Origin of the sequence: Anaerotignum propionicum (genome assembly GCF_024461735.1) — a bacterium.
In the GTDB taxonomy this organism is placed as follows: Bacteria; Bacillota; Clostridia; order Lachnospirales; family Anaerotignaceae; genus Chakrabartyella.
On the sequence record NZ_JANGAD010000001.1, the window covers coordinates 251,342 to 268,170 of the forward strand.

A 16,829-nucleotide genomic window follows, 5' to 3' on the forward strand; every position below is an offset into this window, starting at 1 on the left:
GGAGGAATAAAAATGAAAATGCAAAGAGCAAAAGATGTAGTGTTAGGCGCAGTGGTTGGCGCGTTGTTAATTGGTGCAGCTCCTATGGCGTTTGCTAAAGTTGCAGATGCTATGGTTCCTGTAAACTATAACGATATTAAGGTTACAGTTGATGGAAAAGAATTAAAGACCGATAAAGAGCCTTTTATTTACGAAGGGACAACCTATTTGCCTGTAAGAGCGGTAGCAGAGGCTGTTGGTAAAGAAGTAGGTTGGGATAGTGCAACTAAAACTGTGACATTAACTAGTAAAGAAGCAACAACAGATACAAAAGCAACAACAGATACAAAAGCAACAACAGACACAAAAGCAACAACAGATACAAAAGCAACAACAGACACAAAAGCAACAACAGAGACAACTGACACAAAAGCAACAACAGACACAAAAGCAACAACAGATGATACAAAAGTAGCAACGGATAAATAATAAAGTATCCCCTTCCACCGGAGGGGATTTTTGCTGCTCAATTATCAAATAAGAAATAAGATAGCCCCTGAAAGGGGGTTGTTTTTGTTCCAGATATGCTGTATTATACTGATTTCTGCATTGGTTTGCTCGTTTGAACGGTGTAGAGGCTATTTTATCAGTACAATTTCCCAGCTAAAACTCTCTAATCAATTCATAGGTACTTACACCTGTGATGAAAACACTCTCTGCTCATTAACAGCAGGTCCAGGAAAAGTATTCTATCTGCAAGATTATCAAAACGATATTTTTTTGGAGGGTACTTTCGAGAATAAGGGTGACAATGAAAATTTGCTTCACTGTAAAGAGGTGCATCTGTCTGATACGGTTATGGAAGAGCAAACTATTATTTGTGAAAATTTATCCTTTAAATTAATATTGGATGATTTCACTTGGAATTTTACAAAAATCAGCGAAATCCCAAGTAAATCATGGTCTGGTAGCTTTGGCGATTTTGTAAAAGAATATGCTAATGAAAATGGGAAAAATTGAAATATCATATACAGAACTATTCCTCTTACAGACAAGAAGGTTTACATAAACCAAATTACCAAGAGACAGACTTTTGAGTGAATCTTTCTTTTGGTGCCATATATAGGTGATAATTATATAACAAGAGCACAAAAAAATTGAAATTTTTACAAGTCAGAAAAAAGTAAAGTTCAAGTAAAAATTCTTCCTAATGTAAAGTTAAGAAATTTTATGGAATTTTTAATCAGAGAAAAATAATGCAAAATTAACAATAGAAAAAAAGATAATGTCAATTTTGTGTAATTTTTGTATGAAAAAAATGTCAATTAGGTTCCTTTTTCTTAGAAAAAGTGATATCATTAGAAAGTAATATATTACCAAATAAAAAGGAGGAGTATTATGAAACATGGAAAAAAGGTTCTATCTCTTCTGCTATCCTTATCTATGATGGCTGGGTTAACTGTTCCAGCGCTTGCAGGTACAATGGATGGAAAATTGGTAATTATCCATACAAATGACATGCATGGATATTATCAAACAGGAGAAAAAAGCATTGGTATTGCTGGTGTGAAGGGTCTTAAAGATTATTATACTGCCCAAGGTGCAGATGTAATTCTCTTGGATGCAGGTGATTTTTCACAGGGAACTACCTTGGTAAATCATGCCAAGGGACTAAAGGCGGCGGAATACCTTGTTTCGGCAGGATATGACGGCGTTTCACTTGGCAACCATGAATTTGATTTTGGATTTGATTCTCTTTTGGATATAGTTGCTGTATTAAAGGCAGGTAAGGTTCCAGTTCTAGATGCAAACATCTTGAAAAAAGGTACTAGTGAGCCTTATTTTGGTGATAATATTGTGTTGGAAAAGGGAGGTATGAAGATTGGTGTATTCGGCTTAGATACTGCTGAGACACAAACAAAATCAAGCCCTAGTAGTGTGAAAGATGTAACCTTTTTAGATGGAAAAGAGATGAATGCTGTTGCACAAGCACAGGTAGATGCATTGAAGAAAAAAGGCTGCAATTATATTGTTGCGTTGACACATTTAGGCGTTGATGATGAAAGTGTAGGAAGACGCTCTATTGATGTTGCAAACGCCGTAAAAGGTATTGATTTAATTATTGACGGACATAGCCATACCGTAATGGATGGCGGCCAAAAAGTGAAAGATACATTGATTGTGAGCACAGGTTCCTATTTGGAAAACGTAGGAACAATTGTGATCAATGAGTCATCAAAGGAAGCGGTTGCAAAGCTTATGAGTGCCGCCGATTACAAGACAAGCATTGGAAAATATGATGATTCTTTGGTCAATATGGTTGCAGCAGATAAAGCTGAGGTTGATACATATTATGCAGGTCTTTTTGCAAAATCAGAGGTTAGTTTGAATGGGGAGCGTGAGCCAGGCGTTCGTACAGAGGAAACCAACTTAGGGGATTTTTCATCGGATGCTTTCTTGTATATAGGAAGAAAATATGCAGAAGAACAAAAATTAGGTATAGATGTGGATGTGGCAATCTCCAATGGTGGTGGTATTCGTGCCAGCATTCCAGCAGGAGATATTTCCTTGAACACTTTGTATACCGTATTCCCTTATGGCAATACAGTGGAGCTCGTAACGATTACAGGTGCACAGCTTCTTGAAATTTTGGAGGCTTCTACGTTCTGTACGCCTACAGCCTTAGGAGGCTTCCCTCAGATTGCAGGAGCAGAATACACCATTAATACTGCAGTGGAATATAAAAACGGTGCGCAATACCCTAATTCAACATATTATGCACCCGCTGCTCCGGGCAGTCGTGTTACAATAACCAGTGTAGGAGGCAAGGCATTCGATCCAAAGGCTAACTATACCGTAGTAGTAAATAGCTTTCAGGCAGAAGGCGGTGACACCTATTATGCTTTGACTCAAGGGTCATTCAAGCAGAATACCGGTATTATTGATGCGGATGCTTTGATTCAGTATGTGAATTCTCTGAAGGGTGTCATTGGTAAAGAATATGCTAAGCCTCAGGGTAGAATTACGGTGGTTTCCAAACCCGCTTCTATACCCGAAGTAAAGCCTGAGAAAGAAGTTGTTGAGAAACCAGCGGCACAGCCAGAAGCAAAGGCTCCAGTTGTAAAGGCTCCAGTTGTAAAGGCTCCTGAAACAACAACGGAAAAGGCACCTTTGCAACTTGTTTCTGATGTGTATAAGGTTGCTAAGGGGGATAGTCTGTGGCTAATTGCCAAGAACCTTATGGGTGATGGAAATCAGTGGAGAACTATTTATGAGAACAACAGAGAACAAATAAAAGACCCAGCTAAAATTTATATTGGTCAGGAATTGATTATTAGAAAGTAATAGTATTGATAATTAAAAAGGCGGTAATCTATTTGGGATTGACCGCCTTTTATAGTTAAGAAAATAGAAGCAATAATAGTTTTACTTTCCTTTCAGATTAAAAACTATAATACTAATAATAATTACTGCACCACCTATGAAGGTGCCCATATTAGGTACTTCTTTCAAAAAAATAAAACCCATAATTGTGGAAAGAAGAGGTGTAACAAACATAAAATTGGTTACTTCACTGGTGCGTTCTGCTAAGGACATAGCTTTACCCCAAAAAAAGTATGCACCTGCACTGGGTAAAGCACCCAAATAAATTAGCGCAAGAATATGATTGGTACTGGCATTTGTCATTTGCCGGAAGCTTTCAATGGACCAAAAGCCCAGTAAAATTGCCCCGCAAAGCATGCTGTAGGTTACGATTTCCAAAGAAGAATATCCTTTTTGTGAAAGTCTTCTGCTTAGTATGTTATACCCACAAAAAACAATAGCTGCACAAATTGTCCAAACTAAACCGATATTAATTGAGAAAACACCTTCCCAAAGAAGTAGAATCAAAACGCCGATAAATGCCATCATGATGGCTAACCAACCTATGGGGCGTATCTTTTCTTGATAAAGCTTTGCCGCTAATATTGCTGTTAAGATGGGGGTTATGGCAATTACAATACTGGATGTGGCAGATGTTAGCGTTTGAATACCTGTATTAAAGGCAATCATGTAAAGGGTAAAGCCCATTCCGCCTGAAAGGAAAAACCAAGGAATATCCTCTTTTTTGGGTTTATGTATGTGAGAGAATTTACCGATAATCAATAGCAAAATCGCTGCAATACTGCATCGTAGGAAACCTAAGGGGTATGAGGTGAATTGCTGTTGCACAATCTTTGTGAGGGGAAAGGCTGATGCCCATAAAAACACAGTTAAAAATCCAAGCCCCCAAACCTTTTTTTTGTTTGTCATAATGAGTCCTCCTGAATAATCTTTTTAAGGTATTACCATAATTCTAAAGACATGATATCAGTCAAAATTTTGGTGTTTCCCTTAAAAATAAATCATTTATCTGCAGTAAAAAATCATGTTACACCATAATATCAATGGAAAACTAAAAGAATAGTTGACCATTGATTTGGAGTATATTCCTTCCATATTTCGTAAATAGAATTATAACACCATTTGGAAAAAGATGATATAGTTTTAGGTGTTTTTAAAAACCAGATTTTCTAGTAAATTGTAGTATAAAAGTTTATTTTATGGTTATTTCAAAGATGAGAATATGATTACAGCAGTAAAGAGTATTTGCAAATAAAGCCTAATAGGTCAAGCCAGAGGCTTAGTTGAATGTACAAAGAAGCAGGATGAATTGTTGCATTTTTCATTCCTATATGATATAATGGCAAAGATGCGTTTTCGAGACTTTGATGTTTTCGTAATATAAATAATGGCTGTATAGACAAAATTAAATACGCTACTGTGGCTCAGCTGGTAGAGCAGCTGATTCGTAATCAGCAGGTCAGGGGTTCGAGTCCCCTCAGTAGCTTCAGAAAAGGCAGACAAAATAGGTTTATAGCTGGAAAAACCAGTATCTATGTACCTTGTGGGGACTTCTACTCAAAAAAGTAGAAGTCCTTATTTCTGTGCGTTGAACTCCCCTCAGCTTCACCATGGAGGGAGTTCAACGCACAAAATGCTATTGACCAAACGAATGGTACTATACAACAGGAATATGGCGGTTTTCAATAGTAATCTCTAAAAAACATGCTTATTTATTTGATGTGAAAACAAAAAATACTACTGTCATATTATATAACATTAGTTTATATAACATTTAATAGGATATTAGATTAGCTGGTGATAGGTATGAGTCAGAGCTTTGAGGGACTAAGCGGCAAGGTTATTACTCCTTGCAGTAATGAATATGAGCAAGCGCGGCAGGAATGGAACCGGGCAATACAAAAATTCCCTATAGTGATTGTTTATTGCTATTCAGTTGAAGATGTCCGAAATGCAGTTTGCTGGGCCGTCTGCAACGGGATCAAAATTCGAATTCGATCTGGAGGACATCATTATCAGGGATACTCAACAGGCAATGACGTCTTGGTCATAGATGTCAGTCAAATGAAGCAACTCAAGCTTGATGAAGCCGATAATTCTGTGTTTTTGCAGAGTGGAGTTGAAAATCGTGAGATATACGACTATTTAGGCGCAAGAGAATATCCATTTCCCGGAGGAACTTGCCCGACTGTTGGCGTTTCCGGATATACATTAGGAGGGGGTTGGGGATATTCCAGCCGGTATCTGGGGCTGGGATGCGATAGTCTGATAGCATTAGAAATGATTGATTATCAGGGAAATCTTCTGAAAGCGGAAAATAACCATAATCCTGACTTATTTTGGGCCTGTAGAGGCGCTGGCGGTGGGAATTTTGGCATAGTGACCTCCATGACTTTTAAACTGCCGGCCAAAATAGCCCAGGTAACGCTGATAGAACTGGAATATTTGGATGCTCCCTCGTCTGTGATGGCAAGATTTTTAAATATCTGGCAGGAATGGCTAACCGATCTGGATCAAAGAATGACGATGAATGCGAGTTTGTATAACTCTGCGGATGATGGTAAGGGGATTTACGGGAAGGGTCTGTTTTACGGTTCTGCTGCCGAAGCCGCTGAAATTTTGCAACCTTTTGAACTGAACGGAGTGGCGCTGAGTCTTAAGGAAATGTCATTTCTTGAAGCCATGCAGCAGATCCAGGATGCATATCCTGATTCAGAAAAATTTCAATCTACAGGCAGATTTGTGAATCGAAAGTACAGTATGAAGGAACTAAATATAATTGCCGAGCTAATTGACGAAAGAGCGAAAGGTTCGGTTTATGCTGCGGTGAGCGTTTATGCGCTGGGAGGGAAGGTCAATGAAGTTGGGAGACAATGCACCGCCTTTTATTACAGAGATGCCGCTTATATTATGGGAATCCAGTCCGTATGGGAGGAGGACAGATATGCCTCTATCAACAGGTTCTGGCTCTATAAAAAATTTCAATATTTAAAGGAGGTAACTTGGGGATCTTACATTAATTTTCCCTACAACTGTTTAGCAAACTATGAAGAAGAATATTATGGAGAAAATATGTGCAGACTTCGGCAGATTGCAAGGCAGTACGATCCGTTGAATATTTTTTCTTTTCCCCAGGCAATTCGATAGGTCGTTAGACAGCTTATCTCACTCCACAAAAATGCTCTCCATCATATCAAATGAGGAGAGCATTTTTTCAGTCCAAAACAGCCTGTATGGTGTGACAGTCACTTCTGGGGTTAAATGAGGTAGACGGATTGGGCTCAATAAAGTGGGTGTTAATGATATAAACTAAATTAATTTTAGTATAAGGATCAAATATGAAAAAATCAATCTATCCTGATGCAAGAAAAAATTCCTTGTATCAGGATAATTTTCATATATAGGTAGAAATAATGTATGTTTTTGATGAAAAGAGGTTTAAAAAAATCAAAGGCATGTAATTTCGGAATTTGAAAACCGTGGAAATTTCAATTAATAAATAGCCCTTCTTTCAATGTGAGAAAAGAACTGGTTATATAATGGAGTAAATTATTGACATATGACACAAACTGCCTTACAATGAATTAATGGCATATGACGGAAACGTTTTGGGAATACAAAATCATATTTCGTTTTGCCGTTTATGTAGTGTTTCTTTAATTATATTCACTTGAATTGCGAGGAGGGAGTTATTAGCAATGAAAATTGCGATACCTATGAATGAAATGCTTATGGAGGCTGAGGTATGTGTTTCATTTGGCAGAGCACCATATTTTTTAGTCTATGATACGCAGAGCGAGGCTTCTACATTTTTTGAGAACCCAGGGGCGGTGTCACAAGGTGGGGCAGGCATAAAAGCAGCTCAGTCTATTGTTGATGCAATGGCAGAGGCTTTACTTACAGTTCGCTGTGGTGAAAATTCGGTGGAGGTTTTTCAAGCGGCAGGAATTAAGGTATATAAAACAACGGAGGTGACCGCAAAGGAGAACATTCAGGCTTTTCAGAAGGGACAACTTGCACCTTTGAACCATTTTCATGGAGGCTTTCACGGGAAAATATGAAGATTGCGGTGTTAAGCGGTAAAGGTGGAACCGGAAAAACCTTCGTTTCGGTAAATCTTGCCATTACAGCAAAAAATTCAGTCTATATAGATTGTGATGTGGAAGAACCAAATGGGAGATTGTTTTTAAAACCTGAGAAAAGTGTTTTAGAGGAAGTTTATACACAATTGCCACAGGTTCTAGAGGGAAAATGTATTGGTTGTCGCAAATGTGTGGATTCTTGCAGGTTTAATGCTATGGGATTTATCAAAAATAAGCCTCTTGTTTTTCCTGAGGTGTGTCATTCTTGTGGGGCTTGCTCGCTTCTCTGTCCCACTGGGGCGATTTTTGAGGTGAAACGTCCCATTGGTGTTGTGGAAAGTGGTAAAAACAAAAAAGGAGTGCAGGTAATTACAGGTATTTTAAATATTGGCGAAGCAAGTGGAATACCCATTATTCAAAAAGCCTTAGTTACAAAAGTGATTGAAGAAAATATCACTATTATAGACTGTCCGCCGGGTAGCGCTTGTACAGTTATGGAAAGTGTTCAAGCGGCAGATTACTGCCTTTTGGTGGTTGAGGCCACTACCTTTGGTTTTCACAATTTTAAAATGGTGTACGAGCTGGTTTCACTTTTACAAAAGCCTTGTGGCGTAGTGATAAATAAAGGAAATTACTCTTATACTCCATTGATGAACTATTGTAAAGAAAATAACATTGCGATCCTTTGCTGCATTCCTTATCAGGAAAAATTGGCTAGGATTGGAGCAAATGGGGAGTTGGCTTGTGAGAAAGATGATGAAGCCCAGGTGCTATTTTCCACACTTTTAGATAGGATTCGAATGGAGGTGGGGAGATGAAGAAGCTCCTGATTTTAAGCGGCAAGGGTGGTACAGGAAAAACCACAACAGCCGCTGCTTTCATTGATTTTTCTAATGCCGAAGCTTTTGCTGATTGCGATGTGGATGCACCAAATTTACACTTGCTTGTAGGTATGAAGGGGAGGGCAAAAAAGACTCATTTTTATGGTTCGGAAAAAGCAAACATAGATGATAAAAAGTGCGTAAGCTGCGGTATTTGTTATCAAAATTGTAGATTTCAGGGAATCATTAGGGAAGGTGAAAGATATTCTGTGAATCCTTTTGCTTGTGAGGGCTGTGGAGTATGCATGTATACCTGTCCACAGAGTGCGGTAACTATGGAAGAAGATGTTGCTGGTGTGCTGGCTCTTTACCATGAGGAGCGGCTGTTTTCCACTGCCAAGCTTAAAATGGGCCGAGGTAATTCGGGAAAGCTAGTAACAGAGGTAAAAAAACAACTTGAAACAGGTAGTTCTGGGAGATTTGCTATCATTGATGGTTCCCCAGGAATCGGCTGTCCTGTGATAGCATCAATCAGCGGTGTGGATATGGTTTTAATTGTTGCGGAGCCTTCGCTATCTGGTATTAGTGATATGAAGCGAATATTAAGAACAGCTGAATTTTTTCAAGTAAAGACTGCCGTTTGTATCAATAAATATGATACATGCATTGAAAATGCAGAGAAGATTAAGAAATTGTGCCAGAGGGAGGAAATCCCTTTTGTAGGATGTATTCCCTATGATGATAAGGTATCTGCCGCAATCAATGAAGGGCAAAGTATAGCTAATATTAACTGCCCTGCAAGGGATGCACTATATGAAGTTTACGAAAATATAAAGGTATATTTTATATAGGTTTGAAGGGAGAGAATTTTGCATTAGTATAGAAAGTACACAAACAATGTTGCATGATTTTATATAAGAAAAGGAGAATGAATATGAAAATTGCAGTAGCTTGTATGGGAGAATTGGTTGCACAGCATTTTGGACATTGCGAGGGTTTTTGTATATTCGAAACAGAAAATGGTCAAATAATTGGTGAAAAAACAGTTACCAATCCTGGACACAAGCCCGGATTCTTACCTAATTTTTTAGGAGATATGGGGATTGAAGTTATGATTTCCGGAGGAATGGGTGGCGGTGCCATAGAAATTTTCAATGAAAGAAAGATAGAAGTGATTATAGGAGCAGAGGGTAACTCAAGAAATGCGGTTGAATCCTATTTGAAGGGTGAATTAAAATCAACGGGGTCCGTTTGTCATGAACACAAGCATGCCCATGAATGTGGAAATCATTAAGTAGGCATTGAAAAGATGCAGGGTAACCTTATAAAGGTCACCCTGCATTTTTATGAGAATCTCTTAGAAAGGCTTTGCCGCCTTTATAGCACGCAATACAGCTTCTTCTGTAACCTTCGCCGCCATAATTCCTACCAAATCCACTGGGGCTGTTGGCAGTTCGACTTCTTCTGTGGAAAGGCAGAACAGGGTATCACCATCCATGGTGGTGTGGACAGGAGAAATACACCTTGCCAATCCATCGTGGGCCATTCCTGCTACCTTGGTCGCTTGGGCTTTTGTAAGTTTGACGTTGGTTGCAATGCAGCCGATGGTGGTGTTCTTTCCGCTGAAGGAAAGGGTGGAGGCATTGTGGATAATTCCCTTTGCAGTATCCAGAAAGTTCCCATTTTCATCTTTTGTTCCCGCAATAATTGTTCCTTTTTCCAATATATCTCCAAAGGCATTTACAGCAATGATGGCTGCAACGGTAATGCCATTTTCTGTGGTTTCTGCCCAAGAGCCAATGCCGCTGTTACACCAGCCTAGGGTGCCCCTGAGCTTTCCTACTGTGGCACCACAGCCTGCTCCCACATCTCCCTCAAGTAGAATTTCGTTTGAAGCGTTCTCACAGGCTTTTCTACCCATTTCTTGATTCGGGCGGCAAAAGACATCGCCATTTTCCAAGTCATACAGTACGGCGGCAGGAATTATGGGAACTTTTGTTACCCCAACATCAAAGCCAATTCCTTTTTCTTCCAAATACTGCATTACACCGCAGGAGGCTTCCAATCCAAAGGCTGAGCCCCCGGAAAGAACAACGGCATTAACTTTTTCCATGGAATTAATAGGATTTAAAAGGTCTGTTTCACGGGTGCCGGGGGCTGCACCTCTTACGTCAACACCGCAAACGGCTCCGTTTTCCGCAATAATAACAGTTACCCCTGTTTTGCCTTGGGTATTTTCGGCATGCCCCACTTTGATACCCTTAACATCTAAAAGATTATGCTTCATGGTTTTTTCCTCCGTGGTTTTTTCTTACATATTACAAGGTTTTTAGTTTTTTGTAAACACGAATGCAAATTGGATATGCACCAATAAAAATGTCCTTCTATACAATGTGGGTAAGATGCTTTTTGGAGGGAACAGCATGGGGTACTACTTGATTGAGGGCGGAAAACCCATAAGCGGAGAGTTTGCGGTAAGAGGGAGTAAAAATGCGGCATTACCCATTTTGGCGGCGACACTTCTTGCAGAGGATGAAGTGGTGCTGGAAAATTGCCCGCTGATTCGAGACTTCTATTTAACGCTGGATATTCTGAAAACACTGGGCTGTAGGGTGGAGCTCAATGGCAGAACGGCGGTCATCGACACAAGGCAAATCCAAGATGTAAAGATTCGGGAGGAGACGGTGCAAAAGATGCGTTCCTCCATCCTTTTTTTAGGTGCTCTTTTGGGAAGAGAGCGAAAGGCAATTTTAGGGCATCCTGGTGGTTGCGCCATTGGAGAACGCCCCATCGACATTCATTTAAAGGCTTTCGAAAAAATGGGCGTTGAGATTAAAGAGGAGGACGGTCTTTTTTATTGTGAAGCACCTCATATTTTAGGGTATCATATTTATTTGAACTATCCCAGTGTGGGTGCAACGGAAAATATTCTGCTTTTAGCAGTGAAGGCCGAAGGTGTTACAGTTATTCATAACGCGGCGAGGGAACCTGAAATTGTGGCACTAGTGCGTTTTTTGCGTGCTTGTGGTGCGGAAATTTATGGTGAAGGCACACCTTCTATTATGATAGAGGGCGTGAAAAAGCTCCATGGAGCATATTTCTCCATACCTTTTGATCGAATTGAGGCTGGAACATTCTTATGTGCCTCTGCCATGACGGGTGGAGAGCTTTGCCTGAGTGGTATTGAGAAAAATGATATTGAAACCACCCTTGAGGCATTGGTAAAAACAGGATGTCAATTTAATATTGAGGCAGAACGGATTTGGATGAAACCGCCGAAGGAGCTAAAGTCCGGGTTTTCGCTGGTTACTGGACCATTTCCCGGTTTCCCTACCGACATGCAGCCCCTTATGATGAGTCTATTGACATTAGCAAAGGGAACTTGTATGATTAGTGAAACAGTATTTGAGGCTCGTTTCCGCCATGCTGACGAACTGTGTCGAATGGGTGCCGATATTGTAATTCAGGACAGAGTTGCCCAAATTAAGGGCTGCGGTGGCCTTCATGGTGCTGAAGTTTTTGGCAGGGATTTACGAGGTGGTGCGGCACTTTTAATTGCGGCTTTGGCGGCAGAAGGAAGAAGCACAGTATACGGAGCCGAATATGTTGAGCGAGGATACGAGAAAATTGAGGACGCCTTATCTTTGTTGGGCGGCGATGTACGGCTGATGGAGTGAAAAAAATGGCATTGAAAAAAAAGAAACGAATTGACAACGCGGAAATATTAGAGGAACTTGATTATTATGAAAGAACCCCAAGAGGGCGAAAAATTAACTCAAAATTTGTCATCGGTTTTTTAATGCTTATCATTGTAATTGCAGGGGTTTTATTTTCTCCTCTTTTTGCAGTGAAAGAGATTCGCGCGGAGGGTGCAGAGCATTTTACAACAACTGAATTGGCAGAGATGATTTCCCTTGCCCATGGAGACAATCTGATTTTATTTGGAAAGGGAAAAGCTGAAAAAATTTTAGAACAGGATCCTTACATTGCAGAAGCAAAATTAAAAGCCCAATTGCCCAACACTATGGTGATTCAAGTGAAGGAGCGAAAGGCAAGAGGTTATGTATCTTTTATGGGTGCATACCTTTACATAGATGAAGAAGGTCGCGTTTTAGAAACACAGACTACGTATCATGAGGCTTTGCCAATTGTAACAGGACTTAAATTTGACAGCTTTCTTTTGGGGGAAGTGTTGCCTGTTGAGAATAAAGACTCATTGCAGGTAGTTTTACAAATGTCTCAATTAATGAAAAAATATAACCTTTTGGATATTGTAGTGGAAATTGATGTAACCGATCCTAAGGATGTATATGCGAATGTGAATAAAGTTCTGATTCATTTGGGGGACATGAAGGATGCAGATCAAAAGGTTCGAATCATGGGTGAAATTATGAAAACAATTCCCAAGGAGGATAGAGGTACCTTGGATTTAAGAGATTTAAATAAACCCATTATTTTTCAATACCTCACTTGATTGTTATGAAAAAGGGGACAAGCTATGGGAAAAAACCATTATTTATATGGACTTACGTTAATTTGTGTGTTGTTGGGAACAATTATTGGCATTCAATACAATACTGTGAAAAAACAAAATGGCATAACTGAAAATCAGCGTTTGACGGAATTGACTGCTACCTTAAAAAAGGTACAGGAGGAGAATGAAGCACTCCAAGGGCATTTAAAGGAAAAGGAACAAATCATAGCTGATTATGAAAGTGGATTGGATTATGGTGCCACCATTGATAATTTACAGAGCGAATTAGAAAAGCTCCGTTTATTTGCGGGGCTTACTGAGGTTCATGGTGCGGGAATTTTGGTGACTATGAATGATAGCAGTACAAAAAAAGGCGGTGACAGCAATGCCTATTTGGTACACGCAGAGGACCTCCTTTCAGTTATCAATGAATTAAACGTAGGCGGAGCAGAAGCAATCTCCATTAACGGACAGCGCATTGTGGGAAAAAGCAGTATAAGTTGTGCCGGATCAATTGTAATGGTAAATGGAGAAAGGGTTGCGGCGCCTTTTGAGATTAAGGCTGTGGGAGACGGAGATATTTTGCAATCTGCTTTGAAATTTCCAGGGGGCGTAGTAGACAATTTAGCACCATGGGGAATTGAAATTAACATTCACAAGGAAGCAAATATCATTGTTCCGCCATATACGCAAACAATTCTTTGGAAAGCAACTGCTCCAGAACAGGAGGTAGCGGGATGATGGGTGTGCCTGTGATAGGTTTGGTTTTGGGCGTAATCATTGGAATAGCCAGTGGTGTAGTAATTCCTTATGGGTATGCCAGCTATGTGGCAATTGCGATTTTAGCATGCCTTGATTCGGTTTTAGGCGGCATTTATGCCATTTCACAAAAGCAGTTCGATTTGAAAATTTTTGCCAGTGGATTTTTCTGTAATGGAATTTTGGCTGTGGGACTGGTTTGGCTTGGGAATCAACTGAATATCAACCTTTCTATTGCTGCGGTGGTTGTTTACGGTTCTCGCATTTTTAACAATTTTAGTCAGATTCGTAGATTTTTATTGAATAAACCTGAAAAACAGATTATAGTAGTAACGGAAAAAGGAGAATAATGCAATAAAAAAACCAAAATTTTTCTGAATTGTTTTCTTTTACTATGGAAAGTATGATTTTTTTCGTGTATAATTATATAATATTATGTATTTCTTGATTATTAGGAGGGGATTTTTTTGCTCGAATTTGATATCCCATTGAGCAGTATGGCACAGATAAAAGTAATCGGCGTTGGTGGCGGCGGCAACAACGCTGTTGACAGAATGATTGAAGACGGCCTGGACGGCGTTGAATTTATTTCAATAAATACAGATGGACAAGCTCTTTCCAAGGCTAGATCCAGCACAAAAATTCAGATTGGTGAAAAGTTGACAAAGGGTCTTGGCGCAGGGGGTAATCCTGAAATCGGAGAGAAATCCGTTGATGAAACACAAGACGAAATTGCTCAAGCTTTACATGGTTCTGATATGGTATTTATCACTGCCGGAATGGGTGGTGGCACCGGTACAGGTGCGGCGCCCAGAATTGCCGCAATTTCCAAGGAGTTAGGTATCTTAACAGTAGGCGTTGTAACAAAGCCCTTTAACTTTGAGGGAAAAAAGAGAATGAGCAATGCCGAAAAAGGTATTATGGAATTAAAGAAAAATGTTGATACGTTGGTTATTATTCCAAATCAAAGATTATTGAGCATTATTGATAAAAAGACAACCCTTACCGAAGCTTTCAAAAAGGCGGATGAGATTTTACGCCAGGGTGTTCAGGGTATTGCTGATTTGATTTCTAAGCCCGGCGTTATTAACCTGGACTTTGCCGATGTACGTACAGTAATGGCAAATAAAGGCATTGCCCATATGGGTATCGGACGTGCCAGTGGCGAAAATAAAGCTGAAATTGCAGCAAAAATGGCAATTCAGAGTCCTCTTTTGGAAACAACCATTGAGGGAGCTAAGAGTGTGTTGATTAATTTTAGTGGTGATATGAATCTTGGTTTGATGGAAACAGAGGAAGCCGCTGATCTTATCAGAGAGGCGATTGATCCTGATGCAGAAATCATCTTTGGTACAACCATTAACGAAGATCTCAGCAATGAGGTTGTTGTTACTGTAATTGCAACTGGACTTGATGGTGAAATGCCGACTATTGTTGAAGTGAAAAAGCCTGAGATTGTTGCAGCAGAAGAGCAGGCAAAAGATGAAAAGGCAGATGAAGAAGTACGCCCCAGAAGATTTTCTGATTTGGATGATTTTGAATCTGAAATTAAGATTCCTGATTTCCTTACAAGAAAGAAATTTTGATACATACAAATTTAGGCAGATGGAAGAATCCACCTGCCTTTTTGTTGCCTTTATTTTTAGATTTTCTTCCATTTAAATAACTGATGTACTGACATTGATTAAATTCCGTTCTCATTCATCTTCTAAACTTTGTTCACGTTATTTTTTTCTTTGGGTTGCCATGGATAAATTTCAGGTAGACAAAGCTTTTCTCAACTATCTTTACATCTTCGTTAAATCAGATAATCTTCTTAAAATTCCCTTTTATTCAAATAGTACTGCAATTTTTAACTAAGAATAATTACGAGATTATGGAGAAATGGGTGATTTTTTTCAAGGTTAAAATATTGATCATAAATTAAGACAACCACTATCCATAAATGTAATATAGTCTTATTCAATTGCTTTTAGTTGCTATTAGCCTTTTATCATATTTTTGTAATATAATTTTTTAGTTATACTAAAAAATCAAAAACTGTTAAAACTAGAAATGAGGTTTTAGCAAGACGCAGATGAATGATAGAAAATATACAAATTAAGAGCTAATGAGATAATTGTTCAAGATAAGTTTCATACCCAAAACCCTGAAAAATACGCTAAAATTGCGATTTTACATAGATTTAACATACGAATGATTTTTCATTTAACATTTTCTATGTATACTTTGCTTGTATCTAATTAATGAATACAAAAAGGAGAGGTAAATAATGAAAAAGAAGATAGGCTTAGGTTTGATCATGTTGATGTTAACTGGCGCTTTGGCAGGATGTGGTGGTTCCAAGGCTGCAGAAGGTAGCGGAGACGCAAATGCTGATGCAACAAATACAGCTCCGATTACTGTTGTATCCAGAGAGGACGGTTCCGGTACAAGAGGTGCGTTTATTGAATTATTCGGCATTGAAGAGAAAGATGCAGATGGCAAAAAAGTAGACAATACTGTTGAAACAGCAGAAATTACAAACAGCACAGCAGTTATGATGCAGACGATTGCAGGAAATAAAAATGCCATTGGTTACATTTCCTTAGGCTCTTTAAGTGACACTGTAAAAGCTTTGGAAATTGATGGTGCGAAAGCAACTGTAGAAGACATCAAAAATGGGACATATAAAATATCCAGACCATTTAATATTGCTACAAAAGATGAAATTTCTCCAGCCGCTCAGGATTTTATGGCTTTTATCATGAGTGAAGAAGGTCAGGCAGTTGTGGAGAAGAGTGGTTACATCAGTCAGGGTAACACTGGCGCATATGCTGCAACAGATGTAGAGGGGAAAGTAACAGTTGCAGGTTCTTCTTCCGTAACTCCAGTAATGGAAAAGCTGAAAGAGGCCTATACGTCAGCAAACCCTAAAATCGCCGTTGAAGTTCAACAGAGTGATTCCACAACGGGTATGACCTCTGCAATTGAAGGCATTTGTGACATCGGTATGGCATCCAGAGAATTAAAAGAAAGCGAATTATCAGCAGGACTTACACCAACAGTTATTGCAATGGATGGTATTGCCGTGATTGTAAATAAAGACAATGCTTTAAATGGCTTGACCTCAGCAAATGTGAAGGATATTTACACAGGGAATGCTACAGATTGGAGTATTGCTAAATAAGCTGGAGGGCTTTATAAAAGATTTGCCCCAAGCTTTAATTTAAAATGAAGCAAATGGATTACAAAATCTAAAAGCTTTTAGAGAATGGAAGTAAAAGGAATAGAAATTAACCTTACTCTTTTCCCTTAAAGCATAAATTATATAAAGCAATATTTCCAAAT

16 protein-coding genes and 1 tRNA gene are annotated in these 16,829 nt (G+C 39.1%); 15 read left to right on the top strand and 2 right to left on the bottom strand.

Annotated features, from left to right (window positions below; genetic code table 11):
• Positions 1–12 precede the first annotated feature (12 nt).
• From NE558_RS01405 to NE558_RS01415, 3 genes are all read left to right on the top strand, one after another.
• Positions 13–468 (top strand): copper amine oxidase N-terminal domain-containing protein, encoded by a 456-nt coding sequence (locus NE558_RS01405; RefSeq protein ID WP_256148129.1) that lies wholly within the window; start codon positions 13–15, stop codon positions 466–468.
• An 84-nt stretch (positions 469–552) separates the two neighbouring features.
• Positions 553–999, top strand: coding sequence for a hypothetical protein (locus NE558_RS01410; RefSeq protein WP_256148130.1), 447 nt, complete (start codon positions 553–555; stop codon positions 997–999).
• A gap of 378 nt (positions 1,000–1,377) precedes the next feature.
• A complete protein-coding gene (locus NE558_RS01415; protein WP_256148131.1) occupies positions 1,378–3,324 on the top strand; it encodes a 5'-nucleotidase C-terminal domain-containing protein in 1,947 nt (648 codons plus the stop codon).
• Between the two features lie 81 nt (positions 3,325–3,405).
• Here the strand turns inward: NE558_RS01415 and NE558_RS01420 are convergent, their stop codons facing one another.
• A complete protein-coding gene (locus tag NE558_RS01420; RefSeq protein ID WP_256148132.1) occupies positions 3,406–4,272 on the bottom strand; it encodes a DMT family transporter in 867 nt (288 codons plus the stop codon).
• A gap of 504 nt (positions 4,273–4,776) precedes the next feature.
• On the opposite strand from NE558_RS01420, the gene NE558_RS01425 reads away from it, so the two are divergent.
• From NE558_RS01425 to NE558_RS01450, 6 genes are all read left to right on the top strand, one after another.
• A tRNA-Thr gene (locus NE558_RS01425) sits at positions 4,777–4,849 on the top strand.
• Positions 4,850–5,169: 320 nt separating this feature from the next.
• Positions 5,170–6,510, top strand: coding sequence for an FAD-binding oxidoreductase (locus NE558_RS01430; protein ID WP_256148133.1), 1,341 nt, complete (start codon positions 5,170–5,172; stop codon positions 6,508–6,510).
• 551 nt (positions 6,511–7,061) lie between these two features.
• Entirely contained in the window at positions 7,062–7,424 is a 363-nt protein-coding gene (locus tag NE558_RS01435; RefSeq protein WP_256148134.1) for a NifB/NifX family molybdenum-iron cluster-binding protein, read from the top strand.
• The gene (locus tag NE558_RS01440; RefSeq protein ID WP_256148135.1) at positions 7,421–8,263 is read left to right on the top strand and encodes a 4Fe-4S binding protein; all 843 of its coding nucleotides are present in this window, start codon (positions 7,421–7,423) and stop codon (positions 8,261–8,263) included. Before NE558_RS01435 ends, NE558_RS01440 begins: the two co-directional genes overlap by 4 nt.
• Positions 8,260–9,117, top strand: coding sequence for a 4Fe-4S dicluster-binding protein (locus tag NE558_RS01445; protein ID WP_256148136.1), 858 nt, complete (start codon positions 8,260–8,262; stop codon positions 9,115–9,117). The genes NE558_RS01440 and NE558_RS01445 overlap by 4 nt, the downstream gene beginning before the upstream one ends.
• An 83-nt stretch (positions 9,118–9,200) precedes the next feature.
• Positions 9,201–9,560 carry a NifB/NifX family molybdenum-iron cluster-binding protein gene (locus NE558_RS01450; RefSeq protein ID WP_256148137.1) on the top strand — a complete coding sequence of 120 codons (360 nt, stop codon included), beginning with the start codon at positions 9,201–9,203 and terminating at the stop codon, positions 9,558–9,560.
• Positions 9,561–9,623: 63 nt separating this feature from the next.
• Here NE558_RS01450 and NE558_RS01455 read toward each other — a convergent pair whose 3' ends face one another.
• Positions 9,624–10,553, bottom strand: coding sequence for a P1 family peptidase (locus NE558_RS01455; protein ID WP_256148138.1), 930 nt, complete (start codon positions 10,551–10,553; stop codon positions 9,624–9,626).
• A 136-nt stretch (positions 10,554–10,689) separates the two neighbouring features.
• Between NE558_RS01455 and murA the strand changes: the two genes are divergently transcribed.
• The 6 genes from murA to NE558_RS01485 all read left to right on the top strand — a co-directional run bounded on the left by murA (position 10,690) and on the right by NE558_RS01485 (position 16,668).
• Positions 10,690–11,943, top strand: a complete 1,254-nt coding sequence (gene murA, locus NE558_RS01460; protein ID WP_256148139.1) for a UDP-N-acetylglucosamine 1-carboxyvinyltransferase — start codon at positions 10,690–10,692, stop codon at positions 11,941–11,943.
• A 5-nt stretch (positions 11,944–11,948) separates the two neighbouring features.
• Positions 11,949–12,740 (top strand): cell division protein FtsQ/DivIB, encoded by a 792-nt coding sequence (locus tag NE558_RS01465; protein ID WP_256148140.1) that lies wholly within the window; start codon positions 11,949–11,951, stop codon positions 12,738–12,740.
• Positions 12,741–12,764: 24 nt separating this feature from the next.
• Positions 12,765–13,481 (top strand): DUF881 domain-containing protein, encoded by a 717-nt coding sequence (locus NE558_RS01470; protein ID WP_256148141.1) that lies wholly within the window; start codon positions 12,765–12,767, stop codon positions 13,479–13,481.
• Positions 13,478–13,849 (top strand): small basic family protein, encoded by a 372-nt coding sequence (locus tag NE558_RS01475; protein WP_256148142.1) that lies wholly within the window; start codon positions 13,478–13,480, stop codon positions 13,847–13,849. Before NE558_RS01470 ends, NE558_RS01475 begins: the two co-directional genes overlap by 4 nt.
• A gap of 117 nt (positions 13,850–13,966) precedes the next feature.
• On the top strand, positions 13,967–15,085 hold the full coding sequence (gene ftsZ, locus NE558_RS01480; RefSeq protein ID WP_256148143.1) for a cell division protein FtsZ: 1,119 nt from the start codon (positions 13,967–13,969) through the stop codon (positions 15,083–15,085).
• Positions 15,086–15,771: 686 nt separating this feature from the next.
• Positions 15,772–16,668: a substrate-binding domain-containing protein gene (locus NE558_RS01485; RefSeq protein ID WP_256148144.1), complete on the top strand. Its 897-nt coding sequence runs from the start codon at positions 15,772–15,774 to the stop codon at positions 16,666–16,668.
• Positions 16,669–16,829 lie beyond the last annotated feature (161 nt).

Coding starts and splice junctions, on each gene's coding strand:
- NE558_RS01475 (WP_256148142.1), top strand. CDS start 13,478: ATGATGGGTGTGCCTGTGATAGGTTTGGTTTTGGGCGTAATCATTGGA.
- NE558_RS01445 (WP_256148136.1), top strand. CDS start 8,260: ATGAAGAAGCTCCTGATTTTAAGCGGCAAGGGTGGTACAGGAAAAACC.
- NE558_RS01415 (WP_256148131.1), top strand. CDS start 1,378: ATGAAACATGGAAAAAAGGTTCTATCTCTTCTGCTATCCTTATCTATG.
- NE558_RS01465 (WP_256148140.1), top strand. CDS start 11,949: ATGGCATTGAAAAAAAAGAAACGAATTGACAACGCGGAAATATTAGAG.
- NE558_RS01435 (WP_256148134.1), top strand. CDS start 7,062: ATGAAAATTGCGATACCTATGAATGAAATGCTTATGGAGGCTGAGGTA.
- NE558_RS01430 (WP_256148133.1), top strand. CDS start 5,170: ATGAGTCAGAGCTTTGAGGGACTAAGCGGCAAGGTTATTACTCCTTGC.
- NE558_RS01440 (WP_256148135.1), top strand. CDS start 7,421: ATGAAGATTGCGGTGTTAAGCGGTAAAGGTGGAACCGGAAAAACCTTC.
- murA (WP_256148139.1), top strand. CDS start 10,690: ATGGGGTACTACTTGATTGAGGGCGGAAAACCCATAAGCGGAGAGTTT.
- NE558_RS01470 (WP_256148141.1), top strand. CDS start 12,765: ATGGGAAAAAACCATTATTTATATGGACTTACGTTAATTTGTGTGTTG.
- NE558_RS01420 (WP_256148132.1), bottom strand. CDS start 4,272: ATGACAAACAAAAAAAAGGTTTGGGGGCTTGGATTTTTAACTGTGTTT.
- NE558_RS01405 (WP_256148129.1), top strand. CDS start 13: ATGAAAATGCAAAGAGCAAAAGATGTAGTGTTAGGCGCAGTGGTTGGC.
- NE558_RS01455 (WP_256148138.1), bottom strand. CDS start 10,553: ATGAAGCATAATCTTTTAGATGTTAAGGGTATCAAAGTGGGGCATGCC.
- NE558_RS01450 (WP_256148137.1), top strand. CDS start 9,201: ATGAAAATTGCAGTAGCTTGTATGGGAGAATTGGTTGCACAGCATTTT.
- NE558_RS01485 (WP_256148144.1), top strand. CDS start 15,772: ATGAAAAAGAAGATAGGCTTAGGTTTGATCATGTTGATGTTAACTGGC.